The following is a 20,001-nucleotide window of genomic DNA, read 5'->3' on the forward strand; positions in this document are numbered from 1 at the left end:
GTTCATCTCTGCCGCGCCAGCCGAGGGTCGAGCACATCGCGCAAGCCATCGCCCAGCAAGTTCAGGCCCAGCACCGCCAGCGCAATGGCGACACCCGGGTACACCGCCAGCATGGGGGCCTGGAACATCTGAGACTGCGCTTCGTTGAGCATGCGGCCCCAACTGGGTTGCGGCGGCTGGGTGCCCAAGCCCAAATAAGACAAAGCCGCTTCAGCGAGGATGGCGATGGCGAACTGGATGGTGGCCTGCACAATCAGCACACTCGCGATGTTGGGCAAGACATGCGCCAGCGTGATCGCCAGCGGACCCTGGCCTGCGGCGCGGGCTGCAGCGGTGTAGTCCCGGGCCCAGACCGCATTGGCCGCACCCCTTGAAATGCGGGCAAACACCGGGATGTTGAAAATGCCAATGGCCACGATGCTCACCACCAGACCCGGCCCGTAAATCGCGGTCAGCATGATGGCCGACAACAAGGCCGGGAAAGCGAAAGTGAAGTCCGAGGCCCGCATGATGACCTCTTCGACCCAGCCGCGTCGCGCCGAGGCCAGCAAGCCCAAAGGCACACCCACACCCAAACCAATGCCCACCGCGATTAAACCCACCAGCAAAGAGTTCTGGCTACCCACCAGGAGCAAAGAGCCAATGTCGCGCCCCAAGCTGTCGGTCCCCAGCCAATGCGCGGCGCTTGGCGAGGCCAGTTTGTTGGGAATGTCGATGTCGCCCACCGGGTAAGGCGACCAGAACAAAGACAGCACCGCGCACAGCACCATCAGCAGCACCATGGCCCCACCCGCCACCAGACTGGGGTGGCGCCAGGCGCGTCGCCAGACCGTGTGCTTATCCCGCATGGCCCGCCTTCAATCGCGGATCGATCCATGCATAGAGCACGTCGATGCAAAAGTTGATCAAGATGACCAAGGCCGCCAGGAGCATCACCACATCGCGCACCACAATCAAATCGCGGTTGGCGATGGCCTGGAAAATCAGCCGGCCAATGCCGGGCAGCACAAACACGTTTTCAATCACGATGGCGCTGGTGATCAGGTTGCCAAACTGCAAGCCCATCACGGTGAGCACCGGGATCATGGCGTTGCGCAGCACATGGCCCCACAAGACTTGGCGGCGGCTCAGTCCTTTGGCCCGAGCGGTGCGCACAAAGTCTTCGCGCAAGGTGTCCAGCACGGCCGAGCGGGTCACCCGCGTCAAGATGGCCGTTTGCACCGCAGCCAGCGCCATGGCGGGCAGCAGCAAAGCCTTGATGCCCTCCCACACCCCGCCGCCATCTTCTTCAGACCAACCCGGAAAACCACCCGCACTCACCCACTCAAGGTGCACCGCAAACAGCAAGATCAAAAGAATAGCCAGCCAGAAATTGGGCAAGGCCAAGCCCAATTGGCTGAGCGTCATCACACCCACATCGCCCGCCTTATTTTGCTCAGCGGCGGCGTAAATGCCCAGCGCCAGCGCCAGCGCCACCGTCAGTCCCATGGCCATCACGGCCAGCGGCAGCGTCACCTGCATGCGCTCGGCCATCAATTGGGCGGTGGGGGTGTCGTAAGAGATGCTCAGGCCCGTCTGCCCCTGCAGCATGCCGCCCATCCAACTCAGGTAACGGGTGGCCGCGGGCTGGTTCAGGCCCAGCTTGTCTTCCATCGCGGCAATCGACTCGGGCGTGGCGGTCTCACCCAAAATGACCTGCGCGGCATTGCCCGGCAGCAACTCCAGCACGGCAAACACCACGACCGATGTGGCCAGCAGGGTCAGCACAAAGCTCATCAGCCGTCTCAAAACAAACAGGGGCACGCGCTATCCTTGGGGTCTGTGAGCAACGATGAACAGGGTTTTCAATGGCATCGCAAATGATTGTAAACAGCGGGCAAGGCTCCATTGTGGATGTCCCTGGGCTGCAAGTCGGTCACTTCACGCTGAGCGAACGGCTGACGGGCTGCTCGGTGGTCTTGGCATCCGGCGGTGCTGTGGGTGCGGTCGATGTGCGTGGGGCCGCCCCAGGCACCCGAGAGACCGATTTGCTGGACCCCGCCAATCTGGTCGACAAAGTGCACGCTGTGGTGCTGAGCGGCGGCAGCGCCTTTGGCCTGGACGCCGCCACGGGCGTGGTGCGCTGGCTGGATGAGCACGGCATCGGCTTTGAAACCGGCTACGGCCGCGTGCCCATCGTGCCTGCGGCCGTGTTGTTCGATCTGCCGGTGGTGCGACCGGGCGATGACCCCCAAGCCCGCCCCGGCGCGCAAGCTGGCTACGCCGCCTGCCAAGCGGCCACAACGGCCACACCCGCATCAGGCAATGTGGGCGCGGGCGCGGGCGCCTGCGTGGGCAAACTGTTTGGTCTGGAGCGCTGCATGAAAGGCGGCATCGGCAACGCCAGCGTGCGCGTGGGGCCTTGGGTGGTGGGCGCATTGGTGGCTTGCAATGCGGTGGGCGATGTGATCGACCCCGGCACAGGCCAGTTGCTGGCCGGTGCCCGCACGGCCGATGGGCGTAACTTGCTGGACACCCAACGCGCCTTGCTGGCGGGCGAACGCGGCAGCCGCCCCCTGCCCGGCACCAACACCACCATTGGCGTGGTGGCCACCAACGCCACCCTGACCAAAGCTCAAGCCAAGCGCCTGGCCATGAGCGCCCACGACGGCTTGGCCCGCAGCATCCGACCGGCCCACACCACGCTGGACGGCGACACCTTGTTTGCACTGGCCACGGGCACCGAGGCCGGCCCGGCGGATCTGATGCTGCTGACCGTGATGGCAGCCGAGGCCACAGCGCTGGCCACCGTGGATGCCATTCGACATGCGCGGGGTATTGAAACCACCATGGGGCTGTTGCCGGCAGCCATGGGCATCGAGGCTTGACCCCAAAAGCAAAAAGCCCGCTGGACAAGCAGCGGGCTCAAGTGTGAATTTGAATGGTAGGGCGTGACAGACTTGAACTGTCGACCAAAGGATTATGAGCAATGCTGCCTAAACTAATTTATTACTTAGAACAACATTTTGTAGCGTGAAAGAAAACTGGTGTAATCGTTCTCGCCTTGCACAACACCCTGCAAAAGTTCGCAGCGTGTCAAAAAGTATTTCCGTCTTGACCAGCATTTTTTCGCTCACCAACTCAACAGCGTGAAGTTTAGGCAAGGTCACAGTCCAAAAATTAAGCTGGACTGATGCCTTGTTGCATGTGTCGCTTAACACGACACGTCACCCTTGAAAGCCTGCACGCAACTTGTTGGACGCTGCATCAATCGCTGTGTCCAGTTCCCCTGCCAAAACTGCTGCTTTAATGATTTCCAGCGTGGGCACAAGCTCCTTTTCGCAAGCTATCTCAACGGCATATTTGCCCTTTGCCAGTTAGAGCAATCGTGCACCATATCGCACGCTCAGTGCCAGCTTGTTGGGCTTTTGCCAGCTCTGCTTGTTCACACAGTCGCTTCGCCAACTTGTTGCGCCGCATCTGGACTGCGGGCATGTGTGTCGGTTTGACAGCTGTGCTCAGCTTTAGGGTTGCAAAGGTTGCCATGTGCTTTTCCTTTCAGTTATGTTTAAAGCACAGGTAAGTCTGTAGTCGGCCCCAAGTTAGAGCAACCTGAGTTCGTCCAAATTGGACGGTCATTAGCAAGAGTGTCGTGCAAAACGACACACTGCGGTAGCTAGCGCAGTGCCTACAGATGGAAGCATGCCCTTGGAAATGTCGTATAAGAATGATTACTTTCAGTGAAAGGCTTCGTATGAACAAGCGCCAGTTCCTGTTTGCAACCATGGGTTTGGGGTCATCGTTGCTGCCCTTTTCAACTTGGGCACAAGACAGATGGGGCGAATCCAGAGGATTCCCTACAGGCTGGGGGCTACCTGGGCAACAGCAAAAGTGGGAAGGCTATACCGAGTACCACGTTGGGAATTTTTCAGGCGGCATTGAATCTATGCTGACTCATCAAAAAATTCGAGCCAGTAGCCAGCCTTTGATATTCAAGGAAGCCAAACGAAAAATCAAGCTCAACTTTGCCATGGATGCGTCTGATTTCGCTGCCAAGTACAACCGCTCAGGGCTACTGATTGCCCGCAATGGTGAGATTTGGCATGAGGAATACCGCTTCAAGCGCACTGCTGAAATGCGATTCTTTGGATGGTCTATGACCAAAAGCATCGTTGGATTACTTACTGGCATTGCACTAGAGCAAAAGAAACTGGAAACCGTCGATGACCGAATCGACAAATATGTACCGCAACTTGTGGGGCACCTGTTTGCGGACATTACTCTGCGGAATTTGTTGAACATGTCCAGCGGCATCAACATTTGTGAGTCATTCTGCAGTCCCAACAATGGCTTCGAACGCTACGGTTTTTCACAAATAGGCTACTCACCAAGGCGCGGCGAAGGTACTGACCAAATCAAGGCGCTCCTTGACTTCAAATGGGGACGCAGTGAGCCACAGGGCACGAAATTTAATTACACCGATATCAATCCAGTTTTGGTGGCTTGGGTCTTGGAGACCGTCTATCAACAACCGTTAGCACTCATCGCTGAACAGCAACTTTGGCAACCAATGGGAGCTGCGGCGGACGCCACATGGCTGACAGATGCCAAGGGCTTCACTTTTAGTGGCGCCGGCGTGTCAGCAACGCTGCAAGACTGGGCGCGAGTGGGGATACTTGTGGCAAATGATGGCTATCTGAACGGACAACAAATCGTCCCAAAAGCATGGATTGAGGACACCGCCAGGCATACGGACAAAGACCAAGCATCGCGCTTCAATGTTGCACGCCCCGGACGTGCTTACAAGAACTTCTTTTGGCACCATACGGCGGATGGTGGCATGCTGAGAATGGCTGGAGCCGTCTCGCAAAATGTCCTCATTGACCGCAAATCAAAGACGGTATTGGTTCAAACAGGCGTTAGCAATGAAGATGGCGCGGATGAAATGATGCGGACACTTTTTGCATCTGCTTGCGAACAACGCTGATCGCCAACAAGCACTCGCCTCGCGCTCCAGTCGAAAAACCGTGGCTTGATGCGCACAGGCACTTGTTTGACGATACGTGCGCCAGTGTCAGCATCTGCGAATGAACGAAAGCGTGTGGGTGTGTAGTGCTGACCCTGCGCCTGTGCAGTTGCCAACATGTGCTGCTCACCCAGTTTCATCAGCAGTTTGTTTATACGTTTCATAATCTCAGGCAGTGCGCGAGTCTTGCGAGCTGCTGTGAGTTTCAGTGTGTTCAAGATGGCTGTCATGTGCTTTTCCTTTCAGATGTTGTTAAAGCACAGACAATTTTGTGATCACCCCCAAAGAAGAACAACTGATATCCGTTCAATTTGGACGGACTCAGCGTGTTTGGTTGAGTTTCGCCATGGTGGTTCTTGCCTTGTTCAAGCGTTGGCGCTGTCGTTCAGCACTGGCAGCAGCACTAGCCTGATCAGCTGCTTTTTGAGCGCATCAATATGCAGCTGTGCGGGTGTCTTGGGCTTGAATGGCTTGAATGGCTTGATGATTTCACAAATTCTCGCGCAAGTATTTAGCTTGCCCTAAGCAGCCGATCAACAGATCGATAAGCATCAATTGGGTAGTCCAAAAACTCTTAAAGCATTTTTGTATGCCACTTTCTCAAGCGTTTCTGGCTTCATGGCTGCTAAGGCGCGACTACGCATGACTTGCACAATTTCGTTGTAGCGTCCCATCAATCCACAGCATGGATCAGTGCCCATCATTACGCGATCTGGATATTCCTCGATCATTTGCAACCAGCCTGAATTGATGCCACTCTGCGTCACTATCCTTGGTACGCCATGAATATGAGTGCCGCCACTTATCTCGCAAACAACGTTAGGCACTGCTGCGAAAATTTTACGCATGTCGTCAGGTGTCCCTTTAGGCATACAGTGCGAAACAATTGTTATCGATTTTGGATAGCGCTGTGCCATGGTAATGATCTGGTCGACTGTTCGATAATTTTTGTCGTAATGAATTTGAACAAACCCGTTATGCGTATTGGCGATTTCGTACATGCGCTTCACCACAGGGCTTTCCAACGGAATTGACCTGCCAAATGGATCGTTGAAATTTGTTGTGGTTTTGTTGTCAATGTGTATCTCACCAAATCCACGTGCCTTGCCAGTCGCCATTAGTACTTCAGCTTCTTTGAAGAACTCGACAAACACGGGATGCTCTATGTTTTGCAGCCCTTTTTCACCGCTGGACAGCACCACTTTGGTGAACTCAGCCTGCCCAATAGCAGCAATAAATCTATCACCCAAAGCTGCATGCAGGTCACCGGAGTAATCACCAACACCGCCACCCCATCGAATATTGCCATCCTGCATGCGTTTCATCATCTGTTCGACTGTTTGTCTTATTGGATTAAAGTGCATATGCACATCGGCTATGGGCACAGACTGAGCCAACGCCTCGCTTTCTGGTCGCGGTGATACCGGCGTTCCCCACATGGCAGGTTGTGCATGCAGCAACGTCGAAAGCGCCAAACTGCTCAAGATCAACAGGATTTTTTGCATGGATGTCTCCTTTTAAGTTTTATAGCAGAAGCCAGTTATTTTTTTGTTAACCGATCACTATCGGTGGTGCCGAATATTCCCTGCCATCAGCCATGTTGTTGATTCACTTACCAAGCAGAGCCAGACTCCACGCTCAAATGTGAGCTACTTGGTTGTTGATGTTTTTATTACAAGATTGTGGATAAGTCTTGTGATACTGCTGTTTCTTCGTCTCCTTTCGATAGCTTTGTTCTACTTGTATTTGCTCCTTTAACCTTAGCGGTAGAGCTCCTGAATCGCCAACTTTGATTGCCTGTTTCAACAGGTAGCGAGGCTATGTCACGTCAATTAACGCTAGCCAACGTGAAGCAGTGTTACGAGCAATGCCTAACCTTTGGGCGGCTTCTCGAACTGATACCCCTTCGCGTAGTACCAGCCGACGTAATTTGCTAAGTGTTCCCACCTTTATCACTCCTGCACACCCCTGCCCAAATAATTAGCAGGATATGTGGAACGTGGCTCAAACTTGCCCGTGAATACTCTTCAGAGTGGCTCAGTTTTCAAAATAAAACAACACGTCTCGCAACAGCACGACGCTGGGCGACGCTTGTATCGAAGTATCTATCTTGCGTTGCTTGCTGGTTTTGGCGGTGGCTGCTCCTGCCGCCAGCGGTGTGTCAGCGTGGCGTCCAGTCATAGAACACAGCCCCGCAGCGTGTGTGAACTGTGCAGTGGGCGTTCTACAAGTTGGAACCGCCCAATAAAAAAGTCACTTTGCAGCGTCGTACAAAGTGACTTGAAGAATATGAATGGTAGGGCGTCACGGACTTGAACCGTGGACCAAAGGATTATGAGTCCTCTGCTCTAACCAACTGAGCTAACGCCCCCACCGAAGCGTTGATTGTAGTGGTCAGGCAGGCCGTTTATTTGGACTGGCTCAACGCGTTGCTGACCAGCCGAGAGGTGATGTTGACGATCTGGATCATGCGGTCATAGGGCATGCGGGTCGGGCCGATCACACCCAGGGTGCCGACCACTTGGCCATCGACTTCGTAGGGCGAGCTGACCACCGACAGCTCTTGCATCGGCACGATCTGACTTTCGCCGCCTATGTAAATGCGCACGCCTTCGGCTTGGCTCGACACGTCCAGCAAACGCATGAGCTGGGTTTTTTGCTCAAACAGATCGAATGCCCGGCGCAAATGCCCCATGTCGCTGGAAAAGTCGCTCACCGACAGCAAGTTGCGTTCGCCCGCGATCACCACTTCGTTTTGATCTTCTGCCAAGGCTTCGGTGCTGACCTGCACGGCCGCTTGCATGAGCGTGGCGATTTCGCTTTGCAGGCTGACCAGTTCTTGCTGCACCCGGCTGCGCACCTGCTCGATGGCCATGCCCGCGTAATGGGTGTTGAGGAAATTCGAGGTCTCGATCAGTTGGCTTTGCGAGTAATCGGTCTCGGTGAACAGGATGCGGTTTTGCACATCGCCTTCGGGCGAGACGATGATGACGAGCAAGCGCCGCTCTGACAGGCGCAAAAATTCGATGTGCCGGAACACCGAAGCCCGTCGGGGCGTCATGACCACACCCACAAAATGCGACAGGTTGGACAACAAGTTGGCGGCGCTGGCGATCACCTTTTGGGGTTGGTCGGGCGTGAGCGCCGGGGTGTCCAGGCCGTCGCGCTGCACGGTGAGCATGGTGTCCACAAACAGGCGGTAACCCCGGCTGGTGGGGATGCGCCCGGCCGAGGTGTGGGGGCTGGCGATCAGGCCCAGCTCTTCCAGGTCCGACATCACGTTGCGGATGGTGGCGGGTGACAAATCCAGGCCCGAGGCTTTGGAGAGCGTGCGCGAGCCCACGGGTTGGCCGTCCGCGATATAGCGTTCCACCAGGGCTTTGAGCAATAACTTGGCACGATCATCTAGCATGCGGTCATTTTAATGATGTAATTTGCCAATGAGATCCAAGTTCCGTCACGTCGCACTCTTTGGCAAGTACCACACCACCGCGCATGGCGGGGCGCTGGAGAGTTCACGCCGCGCCCTGGACGATGTGGCCCAATTCCTGACGCGGCAAGGCTGCGACGTGGTGCTGGACACGGAAACCGCCTCCCACACGGGCCTGAGCCAGTACCACGTGCTGGAGATGGCCGAGATCGGCACGCAGTGCGATCTGGGCCTGGTCATCGGGGGCGATGGCACCATGCTGGGCATTGGCCGCCAGATGGCCCGCTACGGCCTGCCCTTGATGGGCATCAACCAAGGGCGACTGGGATTCATCACCGACATTCCCCTGCAAAGCTACCAGGATGTGTTGCTGCCCATGTTGCAGGGCCACTACCAGCCTGAAGACCGCAGCTTGCTGCAAGCCCAGGTCGTGCGCGACCAGCGCAGCGTGTTCAGCGCCTTGGCCATGAACGACGTGGTGGTCAACCGGGGCGGTACCTCCGGCATGGTCGAGTTGCGGGTGGAGGTCGACGGCCACTTTGTGTCCAACCAGCGCGCCGACGGCTTGATCATCGCCACGCCCACGGGCTCCACCGCTTATTCCTTGTCGGTGGGTGGGCCTTTGATGCACCCTGGCATTGGCGGTTGGGTCATGGCCCCGATCGCACCCCACACCTTGTCCAACCGTCCGATCGTGCTGCCCGAATCGGCCGAGATCAGCATCGAGATCGTGGCCGGGCGCTATGTCAGTGCCAACTTTGATATGCAATCGCTGGCCGATCTGATTTTGGGTGACCGGATCGTGGTCAAACGCTCCGAGCACACGGTGCGGTTTTTGCACCCCGCGGGCTGGAATTATTTCGACACTTTGCGCAAAAAAATGCACTGGAATGAGGGCGCTTAAGCCGTGGCACTGACGCACATCACCCTGCGCGATTTCGTGATCGTGCACGAATTGGAGCTGGACCTGAGCACAGGCTTCAGCGTGTTGACCGGCGAGACCGGTGCAGGCAAATCCATTTTGATCGATGCGCTGCAATTGGCACTGGGCAGCCGCGCTGAAGCCAGCGTGGTGCGCGAGGGTGCCAGCCGCTGCGAGGTCTGCGCAGAATTTGAACCCACGCCCGCCATTGCGGCTTGGCTTGAAGAGGCCGGTTTTGAGGCCAGTGCCAATTTGCTGCTGCGCCGCACGGTGGACACCACGGGCAAAAGCCGCGCCTGGGTCAACGGCAGCCCCGCCACCGCCACGCAATTGCGCGAACTGGGCGAGCAGTTGCTGGACATCCATGGCCAGCACGCCTGGCAAAGCCTGACCCGGCCCGATGCCGTGCGCGGCCTGCTTGACGCCTACGCGGGCACCGACACACGCCCGCTCAAACTGGCTTGGCAAACCTGGCGGCAGGCCCAGCAAACGCTGGCCGATGCCCAGCAAGCGCAGAGCACCTTGACCAACGAACGCGAACGCCTGGCCTGGCAAATCGGCGAGCTGGAAAAGCTGAATCCGCAAACCGACGAATGGCAAGATCTGAGCACCCAGCACAGCCGCCTGGCCAATGCTCAGGCCTTGATCGACGGGGCCAACCAAGTCACTGTGCTGCTCGAGGGTGACGACAGTGACAGCGATGGCGGCGCGCTGCGCCAACTGTCCCGCGCCATCCAGACCCTGCAGTCGCTCGGTCAGTTTGAGCCCGAATTCAACGCTCTGGCCGATGTGCTGGTGTCTGCGCAGGCCCAGGCCGAAGACGTCGCCCACAGCCTGCACGGCTACTTGCGAAAAACCGATCTGGACCCGCAGCACCTGGCCCAACTGGACGAGCGCATGGGCTTGTGGCTGTCGCTGGCCCGGCGCTACAAAAAAACACCAGACGAACTGCCCTTGAGCTTGAAAACCTGGCGCCAAGAGCTGACCCAGCTCGATGCGGCCGCCGACTTGGACAGCCTGCAAAAAGCCGAACAAGCTGCCCACAAAGCCTGCCTGCAAGCAGCCAAAGCAGTTTCACAGCAACGTCAAAAGGCGGCCAAACCATTGGCCCAAGCCGTCAGCAGCGCCATGCAGCAGTTGGGCATGCAAGGCGGCCGCTTTGAGGTGCAGCTGCAAACCTTGGACGCACCCGCGCAACATGGCTTGGAAGAAGTCAGTTTTCTGGTGGCAGGGCACGAGGGCAGCACACCCCGGCCCGTGGGCAAAGTGGCCTCGGGCGGCGAACTCTCGCGCATCGCGCTGGCCATTGCGGTCACCACCAGCGAGCTGGGCGAAGCCGGTACCCTGATCTTTGACGAGGTGGACTCGGGTGTCGGCGGCGCTGTGGCCGAGACCGTGGGCCGCCTGATGAAACAACTGGGCCAACACCGCCAGGTGCTGGCCGTGACCCACCTGCCCCAGGTCGCCGCCTGCGCTGACCACCACCTGCTGGTGAGCAAAGCCTCGGCCAATGGTCAGGTGAGCAGCCAAGTGCGCGGCGTGAGTGGGCAAGAGCGCGTGAGCGAAATTGCCCGCATGCTGGGCGGTGAAAAGTTGTCCGCCACCACCTTGGCCCACGCACGCGAGATGCTGGGCTCACCTTCCAAACTGGTTGGCCGCAAAGCCACCCAAAGCTGAGCATGGACATCATCCTCATCACCGGCATGTCCGGCTCTGGCAAATCGGTGGCGCTGCACGCGCTCGAAGACGCGGGTTACTACTGCGTCGACAACCTACCGCCCGAGCTTTTGATCCCCTTCGTGAAACTCGAAGAAAAACAAAAAGAGAAACGGCTGGCGATTGCGATCGATGTGCGCAGCGCCAATTCCTTGCACCTGATGCCCGAGCAAATGGCCTTGCTGCGCGACATGGGCATGACCGTGAAGTCGGTTTTTTTGGACGCCACCAGCGATACCTTGCAGCGCCGCTATTCGGAAACACGGCGCAAACACCCCTTATCGGGCGGCAGCAAACCCCAAAGCGACAAGGCGCTGCTCGAAACCATCCTGTTCGAGCGCGAACTGCTGTCCGATCTGCGTGAGCGGGCCCACGTCATCGACACCAGTTTGCTGCGCTCGGCCCAGCTCCAAACCTACATCAAGACCCTGGTCAGCACCCCTTCGGCGCAATTGACACTGGTCTTTGAATCCTTTGGCTTCAAGCGCGGTATCCCCACCGACGCCGACTATGTGTTTGACGTGCGCATGCTGCCCAACCCCCATTACGAAAGCACGCTGCGGCCGCTGACCGGACGCGACGAGCCGGTGCAGGCCTACCTGCGCCAGTCCGAAGAATTCGTCCAAATGCAGCTGCAGATCGAAGGGTTTTTGAAGCACTGGATTCCCGCCATCGAGCGCGATCACCGCAGCTACGTGACGGTGGCCATCGGCTGCACCGGGGGCCAGCACCGTTCGGTGTTCATGGTCGAACAACTGGCCCAGAGCTTCGGTACACGCTGGCTCACCCTCAAACGGCACCGAGAGCTGGACGCGATCTGAGCGCTCCGGCGCTGTCAGCCGGCACTTGAAGCGGCAAGCGTGTCGTTCACCCGGCAGCCAGCAAAACCCGAATCGGTGCTGGCAAGCCCATGGCCGGCCAGGCCTCTGCATCCACCCAATGACCCTCACAAGCCGGGGCAAACTGCCCGGGCCCGCGCAGGCGCACCGGGTGCAGGTGCAAGTCGCGGTGCGTCAAGACATGCTTCCAGGGCGCAATGAATTGCGGGTCTGTCCCTTTTGTCCAAGCGGACAGCAAATCTGCCTCAGAGTCAAACACCGGCAAGCTGAACAAGCCGGCCCAGATGCCTGTATCGGGCCGTTTTTGCAGCCACACCTGGCCTTGCGCATTGACCGCCCACAGCAACCACAGCGTCGCGCTGCTGCGCTTGAGCTTGCGGGTTTTGACGGGATAAGCCAGCGGCTCGCCCCGCGCTTGGGCTTGGCACACAGTGGAGACTGGGCAAGCCTCGCACTGAGCCTTGCGTGGCAAACAGACGGTGGCGCCCAAGTCCATCAGGGCCTGGGTATAGCGCGGCATGTCGGCCGCTTGCGCCGGCAGCAGGTCTTGCGCCAGCGCCCACAGGGCTTTTTCGTTTTTGGCGACCGCCAGATCCGCGCCATAGCCCAGCACCCGGGTCAGCACGCGCTTGACGTTGCCGTCCAAGATGGCAGCACGCTCACCAAAGCAAAAGGCCGCGATCGCCGCGGCCGTGGATCGACCAATGCCCGGCAAGGTTTGCAGGTCTTCGGCACGGCGCGGAAAAGCCCCGCCAAAACGCGCCATCACCTCTTGGGCGCATTGGTGCAGGTTGCGGGCGCGGCTGTAATAGCCCAAGCCGCTCCACAGCCCCAGCACATCGTCTTGCGGCGCTGCGGCCAAGGCCGCCACGTTCGGGAAACGCCCTAAAAACCGGGGAAAGTAGTCCAGCACCGTACTCACCTGCGTTTGCTGCAGCATGATCTCGGACAGCCAGACGCGGTAGGGGTCCTGGGTGTTTTGCCAGGGCAGGCTTTGGCGGCCATGCAGACGCTGCCAATCCACCATGCGGCGGGCAAACCCTTCGGGCTTGGTGATCACGGTTTCTGGCATGTGGAGCAGTAAAAGGTGGTGCGCTGGCCTTGCAGCATGGATTTGATGGGCGTAGCGCACACACGGCACGGCTCGCCCGCGCGGCCATAGACCGCCGCTTCCAGTTGAAAATACCCGGTACGGCCTTCGGCATTCACAAAATCCTTGAGCGAGCTGCCGCCTTGCGCCACCGCACGGGTCAGCACCTGGACTATGGCCGCATGCAGCCGGGCCACACGGGGTTTGGACAAACGCGACGCTTTCGTGGTCGGACGTATGCCGGCCATGAACAAGGCTTCCGACGCATAGATATTGCCCACGCCAACGACCTCGTCACCCGCGAGCAAAACCTGCTTGATGGCCGACTGGCGTTTTTTGAGGGCCGCGGCAAAAGCGCCCACCTCGAACTGGGCACCCAAGGGCTCCACACCCAGCCGCCCCAACAGCTTTTGCGCTGGCGGTGAGTCTTCTGATGGCGCCCAGACCACGGCCCCGAAACGGCGCGGATCGTGCAGGCGCAAAACGCCCCGGTCAGTCACCAGGTCCATGTGGTCGTGCGGGCCAGCTTCGGGCTGTGTGGGGGCAAAGTTCAAACTGCCCGACATGCCCAAATGCACCAGCAGCAGGCCTTGGTCCAAGTCCAGCAACAGGTATTTGCCACGCCTTCGCACACCCCAGATTTGCCGACCCACCAGGCTGGCAGCCGATGCACCCAGCGGCCAGCGCAGGGGCTTGCCCAGGTGCAAGGCCAGAATGTGGGCCGAGGCGATCCGGTCGGCGAAACTGCGGCGGGTGACTTCAACTTCCGGGAGTTCGGGCATGCAAGGGTCCTGCGCCTGCGATGGCCATTGGCCTGTGGCGCACTGGTTAAAAAGGTGGCTGGATTATGATGGTCAGCATGAAATTCTGGTTTCGACTTGCCCTCTTGTCCTCGTGCGTTGTCGGTGCTTGGGCGCAGTCTGCCGCCCCCAAAGCAGACGAGACGCCCAAACCGTCGGCGCTGAACGCTGCCCTTTTTTACCAAATCTTGCTCGGTGAGCTCAACACCCGACAAGGCTCGCCGGGCACCGGTTTTTCGCTCATGCTCGACGCGGCGCGCAAAACCGGCGACCCGGCGCTGTTCCAGCGCGCGGTCGACATGGCCCTGCAAGCCCGCTCTGGCGAGGCCGCCCTGCAAGCAGCGCAGGCCTGGAAAAGGGAAATCCCCTCCGCCATCGAAGCCAGCCGCTACGTGCTCCAGATTTTGCTGGCCCTCAACCGGGTCGAGGAAGCAGGCAAAGCCTTGGCAGTTTCGATCAACGAACTGCCGCTGGACGAGCAGCCTGGTGCCATTGCCTCCGTGCCGCGCTTGTTTGGCGTGGTGCAAGAAAAGGCCTTGGCAGCCGATGTGGTCGAAAAAGCCTTGGCTCAGTCCTTCAGCCAAAAAGCCACTTCGGCGGCCGCCTGGACCACCATGGGCCGCATGCACCGGGATTCGGGCAAGATCTCTCGGGCCGTTGAGGCAGCAACACAAGGCCACGCCGCAGATCCACAGGCCACAGGGCCTTTGCTGTTGGCGCTCAGCCTGTTGGTCAACGCCAACAGCACGCTCAAGCCCATGGTCGATGCGGCCATGAAAACCGATGTCGTGCCTGAGCTGCGCATGGGCTACGCCCGCACATTGGTGGGGCTGCAGCTCTACCCCGAAGCCTTGGCGCAATTGGTGATGCTCAATGCCAAGCACCCACAGTTTGCCGATGGTTGGCTGATCCACGGCCTGGTCTTGCAGGAAAATGGCCAGCTGCCTGAAGCCGAAAAACGCCTTGAAGAATACATCCGCTTGGTGGCCCAAAGCCCAACACCCGAGCAGCAGGCCGGATTGGCCGAAGCCTTGATGAGTCTGGCCCAAATTGCACAAAAACAAGGCCAACTGGACCGCGCCAATCAGTGGCTCAGCCGCATGCCCGCCGGGGCCGATCCCATCAAACTGGCCAGCCGCCAAGCTGACCTGCTGGCCCAGCAAGGCCGCCTGGACGAGGCGCGCCGCGTGCTGGCGCAGGTCAAACCCGCCAATGCCGAACAGGCACGCCGCAAAGTGCTGGCCCAATCCTTCTGGCTGCGTGAGAACCGCGACACGGCCGCTGCCTACGCCCTGGTGCGGGCGGCTTTGGATAAAAAACCGGAGGACAACGAGTTGCTGACCGAGTTGTCGCTCATTTGTGAAAAGCTCAAGCGCTTTGACGAAATGGAAATCCTGCTGCGCCAGCTCATGGCCAAGGCTCCGCAAGAGGCACACGCCTTCAATGCCCTGGGCTATTCGCTGGCAGACCGCAACATCCGCCTGGACGAAGCGCAGCAACTGATCGAAAAAGCCCTGCAACTGTCGCCGCAAGACGCCTACATTCAGGACAGCCTGGGCTGGGTGAAATTCCGCCAGGGCCTGCACCAGGAAGCCTTGACCATCCTCCAAGCCGCCTACAAAGCCAAACCCGATGCCGAGATCGCAGCGCACCTGGGCGAGGTGCTGTGGGTCACCGGCCAACAAGGCGAAGCGGGCTCCATCTGGCGCGAAGGCCTGCTGCTCAAGGCCGACAACGAAACCCTGGTCGACACCCTCAAGCGCTTCAACTTCAAACCATGACGTTTGCTCAGCAGCCCCGGTCCTCCCCGTTGGAGCGACGCGCCTGGCTGGGCCTGCTGAGCATGGGCTTGCTCAGCCTGGCCGGTTGCGCCACCCCCCGCCCTCGGCCCGCTGACCCGGCCGCATTCTGGTCGGGGCGTCTGGCCTTGCAGCTGCAAAGCAACCCACCGCAAAACTGGAGTGCCAGCTTCGAGCTGCAAGGCTCGGCCGAACAAGGCCAACTGGTTTTGCTCAGCCCGATCGGCACCACATTCGCACGCCTGAGCTGGACGCCCCAAGCCGCCCTGCTGGAGCAAGGCCAGGACAAAACCGAAGGCAGCAGCCTGCAAAGCCTGAGCCAGCGCCTGACTGGCACCGATCTGCCCATCGCTGCGCTGTTTGAATGGCTGGCAGGCAAAGCCTTGGATGCGCCCGGCTGGCAAGTGGACCTGTCTGCCCATCCGCAAGGCCGCCTGACGGCCCGCAAAATGGCCCCCGGCCCCGAAGCCGTGTTGCGCATCCTGCTTGACCGCTGAGACCCACAACCCCCAAGCGTCTGGCGATAATCTGCCCCATGAAACTGCTGCACGACGTTCCGGCCCCGGCCAAACTCAACCTGTTCCTGCACATCACAGGCCAGCGGCCCGATGGTTACCACCTGCTGCAATCGGTGTTCATGCTCATCGACTGGTGCGACACCCTGCACTTTGAAAAGCGCCCCGGCGGCGCCATCAGCCGCGAAGACCTGACCGTCCAGTTGCCCGCCGACGACCTGATCACCCGCGCTGCCAAATTGCTGCAGCAGCACACCGGCTGCACACAAGGCGTTCACATCGCGGTCGAGAAACAAATTCCGGCTCAAGCGGGCATGGGCGGCGGCTCATCGGACGCCGCCAGCTGCCTGCTCGCGCTCAACCGGCTTTGGGACCTGAAACTGTCCCTGCCCGCACTGGCGCAACTGGGCTTGCAGCTGGGCGCAGATGTGCCTTTTTTTCTGCGTGGCCGCAATGCCTGGGTGGAAGGCATCGGCGAAATCATCACCCCCATCGCACTGCCTAAGGCGCAGTTTTGGGTCCTCAAACCACCTTCGGGCGTCGAAACATCCCAAATTTTTACGCACCCGTCGCTTCAACGGGCCACAAAGCCTGCTACAATTTCGGTCTTCGCTGCGCAGCCATATGACTTTGGTCACAATGATCTGCAACCCGTCGCCCAAACGATCTGTCCAGATGTTCGTCTCGCACTCCAAGTGCTTGGCAACGCAGGCATGAACGGCAAAATGACGGGTTCTGGCAGTGCAGTGTTTGCGCATTGCACCTCAGGCATCGCGTCAATTCAGGTCCCAGACCTTTGGCACGTGCGCAAATGCAGCAATTTGGAGGTTCATCCTTTACAGGGTTGGGCCACCAGCGATAGTTGATCGGTCGGTCGCTGTTTCAGCGGTCAACCCGTGTAGGGGAGTCGCCAAGTTGGTTAAGGCACCGGATTTTGATTCCGGCATTCGAAGGTTCGAGTCCTTCTTCCCCTGCCAAATACGTTCAATCGTACAGGCCCCTTTATCTGATCGCTGGAATGCACATGCAGCCTGCTTCACTCCCACCCGAATTCATGCTGTTCACCGGCAATGCCAATCCCGTTTTGGCTGCCGAAATCGCCAAGCATCTGGGCACACAGCTCGGCGCGGTCGATGTGGGTCGCTTCTCCGACGGTGAAGTCACCGTCGAACTCAAGCAAAACGTTCGCGCCCGCGAAGTGTTCGTGGTCCAGTCCACCTGCGCCCCGACCAACGAAAACCTGATGGAACTGTTGATCATGGTCGACGCGTTCAAACGCGCCTCGGCTGGCCGTATCAGCGCCGTCATCCCTTATTTCGGTTACGCCCGCCAAGACCGCCGTCCACGCTCGACCCGTGTGCCCATCTCTGCCAAAGTGGTGGCCAACATGCTGCAAGCGGTGGGTGTTGACCGCGTGCTGACCATGGACTTGCACGCCGACCAGATCCAGGGCTTTTTTGACATCCCGGTCGACAACATTTACGCCTCGCCCGTCTTGCTGGGCGACCTGCGCCAGAAAAACTACGAAGACCTGATTGTCGTGTCCCCTGACGTGGGTGGCGTGGTGCGCGCTCGCGCACTGGCCAAACAGCTCGGTTGCGACCTGGCCATCATCGACAAGCGCCGCCCCAAAGCCAACGTGTCTGAAGTCATGCACGTGATTGGCGAGATCGAAGGTCGCAACTGCGTGATCATGGACGACATGATCGACACCGCGGGCACCTTGGTCAAAGCGGCCGAAGTGCTCAAAGAGCGCGGCGCGAAAAAAGTCTACGCCTATTGCACACACCCGATTTTTTCGGGTCCGGCCATCGACCGCATCGCCAAGGGTGAGGCCCTCGATGAAGTGGTGGTCACCAACACCATCCCGCTGACGGCCGAAGCCGCAGCGTGTTCCAAGATTCGCCAACTTTCCGTGGCACCGCTGATCGCCGAAACGATCAACCGGATTGCACACGGCGAGTCGGTGATGAGCCTGTTCTCCGATCAAGCCTGATCGGGAAGAGGCCCACAGTGGCCAGCCGTCCTGATGGACTGGCTGGCTTTTTTGAGTCAGGGCCGCACTGGTCGCGGTGGGCCCTAGAAGGAGAAATGTATGAAATTTGTCGCTTTTGAGCGCGCCAAGCAGGGCACGGGTGCGAGCCGCCGTCTCCGCAATTCCGGTCGCACACCTGGCATCGTTTACGGTTCCACATCGGCCCCCCAACTGATCGAGCTGGACCACAACGCTTTGTGGCACGCCCTGAAAAAAGAAGCTTTCCACGCTTCGATCCTGGACATGGAATTCAACGGTCAATCCAGCAAAGTCTTGCTGCGTGACTACCAGATGCACCCCTACAAGCAGTTGGTGCAACACATCGACTTCCAGCGTGTGGACGCCAACACCACTTTGCACATGAAAGTGCCATTGCACTTCAGCGGCGAAGAAGAGTCCGAAGCCGTCAAGACCGACAAGTGCACGATCACCCACGTGGCGACCGACATCGAAGTCGCTTGCTTGCCCGCCAACCTGCCCGAATTCATCGCGGTGGACTTGAAAGGCCTGACCAAGGGCAACTCCCTGCACCTGAACGACATCACCTTGCCTGCTGGCTGCAAAGCCATCACCCACGGCAAGAAAAACCCGGTCCTCGTGTCCGTGGTGGCTCCGGTCGAAGAAGTCGTCGCTGCCCCAGTGGTCGCAGCCCCTGCCGACGCTAAAAAGGGCAAAGGCAAGAAGTAATCTTCTGGCTGAGGGCAGCAATGCCCCGCTCTTGAAGGCCCGCGCAAGCGGGCCTTTTGCTTTGTGTCAACCCTGCGCAAGCTCGGGAGGCAACCTGCGCCAAGGATAATCACGCACCATGATCAAACTGCTAGTCGGCCTGGGCAACCCGGGCAACGAATACGAAGACACCCGCCACAACGCCGGTTTCTGGTGGATCGATGCCGTGGCCCGGGAGCTGAAGGTGTCGCTGGTGCCCGAGCGCAGCTACCACGGCCTGGTGGCCCGCACCACCGTGAATGGCCACAACGTGTGGTTGCTCGAGCCCCAGACCTTCATGAACCTGTCAGGCAAGTCGGTCAGCGCGCTGGCCCGGTTCTTCAAAATCCAGCCGCAAGAAATTCTGGTGGCGCACGACGAACTCGACATCTCGCCGGGTGAAGCCAAGCTGAAACTGGGCGGCAGCCATGCCGGACACAACGGCCTGCGAGACATCCATGCCCAACTGGGCACCGCCGACTATTGGCGCCTGCGCATTGGCGTGGGCCATCCGGGGGACAAGGCCGAAGTGGTCAGCTGGGTGTTAAAGAAGCCAATGCTCGAGCAGCGCAAAGCCATTGACGACAGCATCTACCGCGCAGTAAACGCCTTGCCGCTTTTGTTGAAAGGCGACATGGAAAAAGCCATGGCACAGATTCACACCAGCAAGCCGCCACGCCCCAAACCACCCCGGCCCGTCAAAACACCAACGCCAGAAGCCCCAACAAGCGCCGAGTGAAACGGGCCGCCGAGCTCACTGCCCCTGCAGCCTGCGGTATTTGGCCCAGAGTGTTTCCTGGCTCTCGACATGCTGGGGGTGGATGGGAATGCAGGCCACCGGGCAGACCTGCACACACTGGGGCTCGTCGAAATGCCCCACGCACTCGGTGCACTTGGACGGGTCGATTTCGTAAATCTCTTCGCCCAGATAAATCGCCTGGTTCGGGCACTCGGGCTCGCACACATCGCAGTTGATGCATTCGTCGGTGATCATCAGGGCCATGGCTGGGGCTCCGCAAAAGTCTGCATCGTGGTCATGCCCGAATTATCGGCCACAGGCATCAGCCCGAACGAGAGCAGGGCTGTTGCCTGCCCCATGGCCTGAGCTGGGCAAGACCCACACACGGCCCTGACCCAGCGGCATC

Annotated in this window: 18 protein-coding genes, 2 tRNA genes and 1 pseudogene; 12 read left to right on the forward strand and 9 right to left on the reverse strand. The window is 59.2% G+C overall.

Annotation, left to right across the window (positions count from 1 at the left end):
- Positions 1–2 precede the first annotated feature (2 nt).
- Complete coding sequence (locus LHAB_RS00660; RefSeq protein ID WP_090043459.1) at positions 3–848, reverse strand: ABC transporter permease; 846 nt, start codon at positions 846–848, stop codon at positions 3–5.
- Positions 838–1,803: an ABC transporter permease gene (locus tag LHAB_RS00665; RefSeq protein WP_090043460.1), complete on the reverse strand. Its 966-nt coding sequence runs from the start codon at positions 1,801–1,803 to the stop codon at positions 838–840. Before LHAB_RS00665 ends, LHAB_RS00660 begins: the two co-directional genes overlap by 11 nt.
- 44 nt (positions 1,804–1,847) lie before the next feature.
- Between LHAB_RS00665 and LHAB_RS00670 the strand changes: the two genes are divergently transcribed.
- Both LHAB_RS00670 and LHAB_RS00680 read left to right on the forward strand, forming a co-directional pair.
- Positions 1,848–2,867, forward strand: a complete 1,020-nt coding sequence (locus LHAB_RS00670; protein ID WP_090043461.1) for a P1 family peptidase — start codon at positions 1,848–1,850, stop codon at positions 2,865–2,867.
- Positions 2,868–3,733: 866 nt separating this feature from the next.
- On the forward strand, positions 3,734–4,966 hold the full coding sequence (locus LHAB_RS00680; RefSeq protein WP_194943035.1) for a serine hydrolase domain-containing protein: 1,233 nt from the start codon (positions 3,734–3,736) through the stop codon (positions 4,964–4,966).
- A 590-nt stretch (positions 4,967–5,556) separates the two neighbouring features.
- On the opposite strand, the gene LHAB_RS00685 is transcribed toward LHAB_RS00680, so the two are convergent.
- From LHAB_RS00685 to hrcA, 4 genes and pseudogenes are all read right to left on the reverse strand, one after another.
- Positions 5,557–6,510: an amidohydrolase family protein gene (locus LHAB_RS00685; RefSeq protein WP_090043463.1), complete on the reverse strand. Its 954-nt coding sequence runs from the start codon at positions 6,508–6,510 to the stop codon at positions 5,557–5,559.
- A gap of 334 nt (positions 6,511–6,844) precedes the next feature.
- Positions 6,845–6,952 (reverse strand): annotated as a pseudogene (locus LHAB_RS00690) (helix-turn-helix domain-containing protein); the annotation flags it as partial.
- 347 nt (positions 6,953–7,299) lie between these two features.
- Positions 7,300–7,376 (reverse strand) — tRNA-Ile (locus LHAB_RS00695).
- Positions 7,377–7,412: 36 nt separating this feature from the next.
- Positions 7,413–8,417: a heat-inducible transcriptional repressor HrcA gene (gene hrcA, locus LHAB_RS00700; protein WP_090043464.1), complete on the reverse strand. Its 1,005-nt coding sequence runs from the start codon at positions 8,415–8,417 to the stop codon at positions 7,413–7,415.
- Between the two features lie 28 nt (positions 8,418–8,445).
- On the opposite strand from hrcA, the gene LHAB_RS00705 reads away from it, so the two are divergent.
- Genes LHAB_RS00705 through rapZ form a run of 3 tightly spaced genes read left to right on the forward strand, consistent with a single transcriptional unit; the run spans position 8,446 to position 11,894 of the window.
- Positions 8,446–9,339, forward strand: a complete 894-nt coding sequence (locus LHAB_RS00705) for an NAD kinase (RefSeq protein ID WP_090043465.1) — start codon at positions 8,446–8,448, stop codon at positions 9,337–9,339.
- Positions 9,340–9,342: 3 nt separating this feature from the next.
- Positions 9,343–11,034, forward strand: coding sequence for a DNA repair protein RecN (gene recN, locus LHAB_RS00710; RefSeq protein WP_090043466.1), 1,692 nt, complete (start codon positions 9,343–9,345; stop codon positions 11,032–11,034).
- Complete coding sequence (gene rapZ / locus LHAB_RS00715; RefSeq protein ID WP_090043467.1) at positions 11,031–11,894, forward strand: RNase adapter RapZ; 864 nt, start codon at positions 11,031–11,033, stop codon at positions 11,892–11,894. Before recN ends, rapZ begins: the two co-directional genes overlap by 4 nt.
- Positions 11,895–11,940: 46 nt before the next feature.
- Here the strand turns inward: rapZ and mutY are convergent, their stop codons facing one another.
- Entirely contained in the window at positions 11,941–12,984 is a 1,044-nt protein-coding gene (gene mutY / locus LHAB_RS00720; protein WP_090043468.1) for an A/G-specific adenine glycosylase, read from the reverse strand.
- The gene (gene mutM / locus LHAB_RS00725; protein ID WP_090043469.1) at positions 12,969–13,784 is read right to left on the reverse strand and encodes a bifunctional DNA-formamidopyrimidine glycosylase/DNA-(apurinic or apyrimidinic site) lyase; all 816 of its coding nucleotides are present in this window, start codon (positions 13,782–13,784) and stop codon (positions 12,969–12,971) included. Before mutM ends, mutY begins: the two co-directional genes overlap by 16 nt.
- 77 nt (positions 13,785–13,861) lie before the next feature.
- Here mutM and LHAB_RS00730 point away from each other — a divergent pair, with 77 nt between their 5' ends.
- From LHAB_RS00730 to pth, 7 genes are all read left to right on the forward strand, one after another.
- Entirely contained in the window at positions 13,862–15,583 is a 1,722-nt protein-coding gene (locus LHAB_RS00730) for a tetratricopeptide repeat protein (protein WP_228763296.1), read from the forward strand.
- Positions 15,580–16,098: a lipoprotein insertase outer membrane protein LolB gene (locus LHAB_RS00735; protein ID WP_090043471.1), complete on the forward strand. Its 519-nt coding sequence runs from the start codon at positions 15,580–15,582 to the stop codon at positions 16,096–16,098. The genes LHAB_RS00730 and LHAB_RS00735 overlap by 4 nt, the downstream gene beginning before the upstream one ends.
- A 38-nt stretch (positions 16,099–16,136) precedes the next feature.
- Complete coding sequence (ispE, locus tag LHAB_RS00740; protein WP_090043472.1) at positions 16,137–16,982, forward strand: 4-(cytidine 5'-diphospho)-2-C-methyl-D-erythritol kinase; 846 nt, start codon at positions 16,137–16,139, stop codon at positions 16,980–16,982.
- 34 nt (positions 16,983–17,016) lie between these two features.
- A tRNA-Gln gene (locus tag LHAB_RS00745) sits at positions 17,017–17,093 on the forward strand.
- A 41-nt stretch (positions 17,094–17,134) separates the two neighbouring features.
- Positions 17,135–18,112 (forward strand): ribose-phosphate pyrophosphokinase, encoded by a 978-nt coding sequence (locus tag LHAB_RS00750; RefSeq protein ID WP_194943036.1) that lies wholly within the window; start codon positions 17,135–17,137, stop codon positions 18,110–18,112.
- A 99-nt stretch (positions 18,113–18,211) separates the two neighbouring features.
- Complete coding sequence (locus tag LHAB_RS00755) at positions 18,212–18,838, forward strand: 50S ribosomal protein L25/general stress protein Ctc (RefSeq protein WP_090043473.1); 627 nt, start codon at positions 18,212–18,214, stop codon at positions 18,836–18,838.
- Between the two features lie 118 nt (positions 18,839–18,956).
- Positions 18,957–19,595, forward strand: coding sequence for an aminoacyl-tRNA hydrolase (pth, locus tag LHAB_RS00760; RefSeq protein WP_090043474.1), 639 nt, complete (start codon positions 18,957–18,959; stop codon positions 19,593–19,595).
- 15 nt (positions 19,596–19,610) lie between these two features.
- Here pth and LHAB_RS00765 read toward each other — a convergent pair whose 3' ends face one another.
- Positions 19,611–19,859: a YfhL family 4Fe-4S dicluster ferredoxin gene (locus tag LHAB_RS00765; protein ID WP_090043475.1), complete on the reverse strand. Its 249-nt coding sequence runs from the start codon at positions 19,857–19,859 to the stop codon at positions 19,611–19,613.
- Between the last annotated feature and the right edge of the window lie 142 nt (positions 19,860–20,001).

This window comes from Limnohabitans sp. 2KL-27, from assembly GCF_001269345.1.
Lineage (GTDB): Bacteria > Pseudomonadota > Gammaproteobacteria > Burkholderiales > Burkholderiaceae_C > Limnohabitans_A.

Bases quoted from the DNA above. Each gene is read 5' to 3' on its own strand.
- mutY (WP_090043468.1), bottom strand. From the start codon at position 12,984: ATGCCAGAAACCGTGATCACCAAGCCCGAAGGGTTTGCCCGCCGCATG.
- LHAB_RS00680 (WP_194943035.1), top strand. From the start codon at position 3,734: ATGAACAAGCGCCAGTTCCTGTTTGCAACCATGGGTTTGGGGTCATCG.
- LHAB_RS00685 (WP_090043463.1), bottom strand. From the start codon at position 6,510: ATGCAAAAAATCCTGTTGATCTTGAGCAGTTTGGCGCTTTCGACGTTG.
- LHAB_RS00670 (WP_090043461.1), top strand. From the start codon at position 1,848: ATGGCATCGCAAATGATTGTAAACAGCGGGCAAGGCTCCATTGTGGAT.
- mutM (WP_090043469.1), bottom strand. From the start codon at position 13,784: ATGCCCGAACTCCCGGAAGTTGAAGTCACCCGCCGCAGTTTCGCCGAC.
- LHAB_RS00730 (WP_228763296.1), top strand. From the start codon at position 13,862: ATGAAATTCTGGTTTCGACTTGCCCTCTTGTCCTCGTGCGTTGTCGGT.
- LHAB_RS00765 (WP_090043475.1), bottom strand. From the start codon at position 19,859: ATGGCCCTGATGATCACCGACGAATGCATCAACTGCGATGTGTGCGAG.
- ispE (WP_090043472.1), top strand. From the start codon at position 16,137: ATGAAACTGCTGCACGACGTTCCGGCCCCGGCCAAACTCAACCTGTTC.
- pth (WP_090043474.1), top strand. From the start codon at position 18,957: ATGATCAAACTGCTAGTCGGCCTGGGCAACCCGGGCAACGAATACGAA.
- LHAB_RS00705 (WP_090043465.1), top strand. From the start codon at position 8,446: ATGAGATCCAAGTTCCGTCACGTCGCACTCTTTGGCAAGTACCACACC.
- LHAB_RS00755 (WP_090043473.1), top strand. From the start codon at position 18,212: ATGAAATTTGTCGCTTTTGAGCGCGCCAAGCAGGGCACGGGTGCGAGC.
- hrcA (WP_090043464.1), bottom strand. From the start codon at position 8,417: ATGCTAGATGATCGTGCCAAGTTATTGCTCAAAGCCCTGGTGGAACGC.
- LHAB_RS00750 (WP_194943036.1), top strand. From the start codon at position 17,135: ATGCACATGCAGCCTGCTTCACTCCCACCCGAATTCATGCTGTTCACC.
- LHAB_RS00660 (WP_090043459.1), bottom strand. From the start codon at position 848: ATGCGGGATAAGCACACGGTCTGGCGACGCGCCTGGCGCCACCCCAGT.
- LHAB_RS00735 (WP_090043471.1), top strand. From the start codon at position 15,580: ATGACGTTTGCTCAGCAGCCCCGGTCCTCCCCGTTGGAGCGACGCGCC.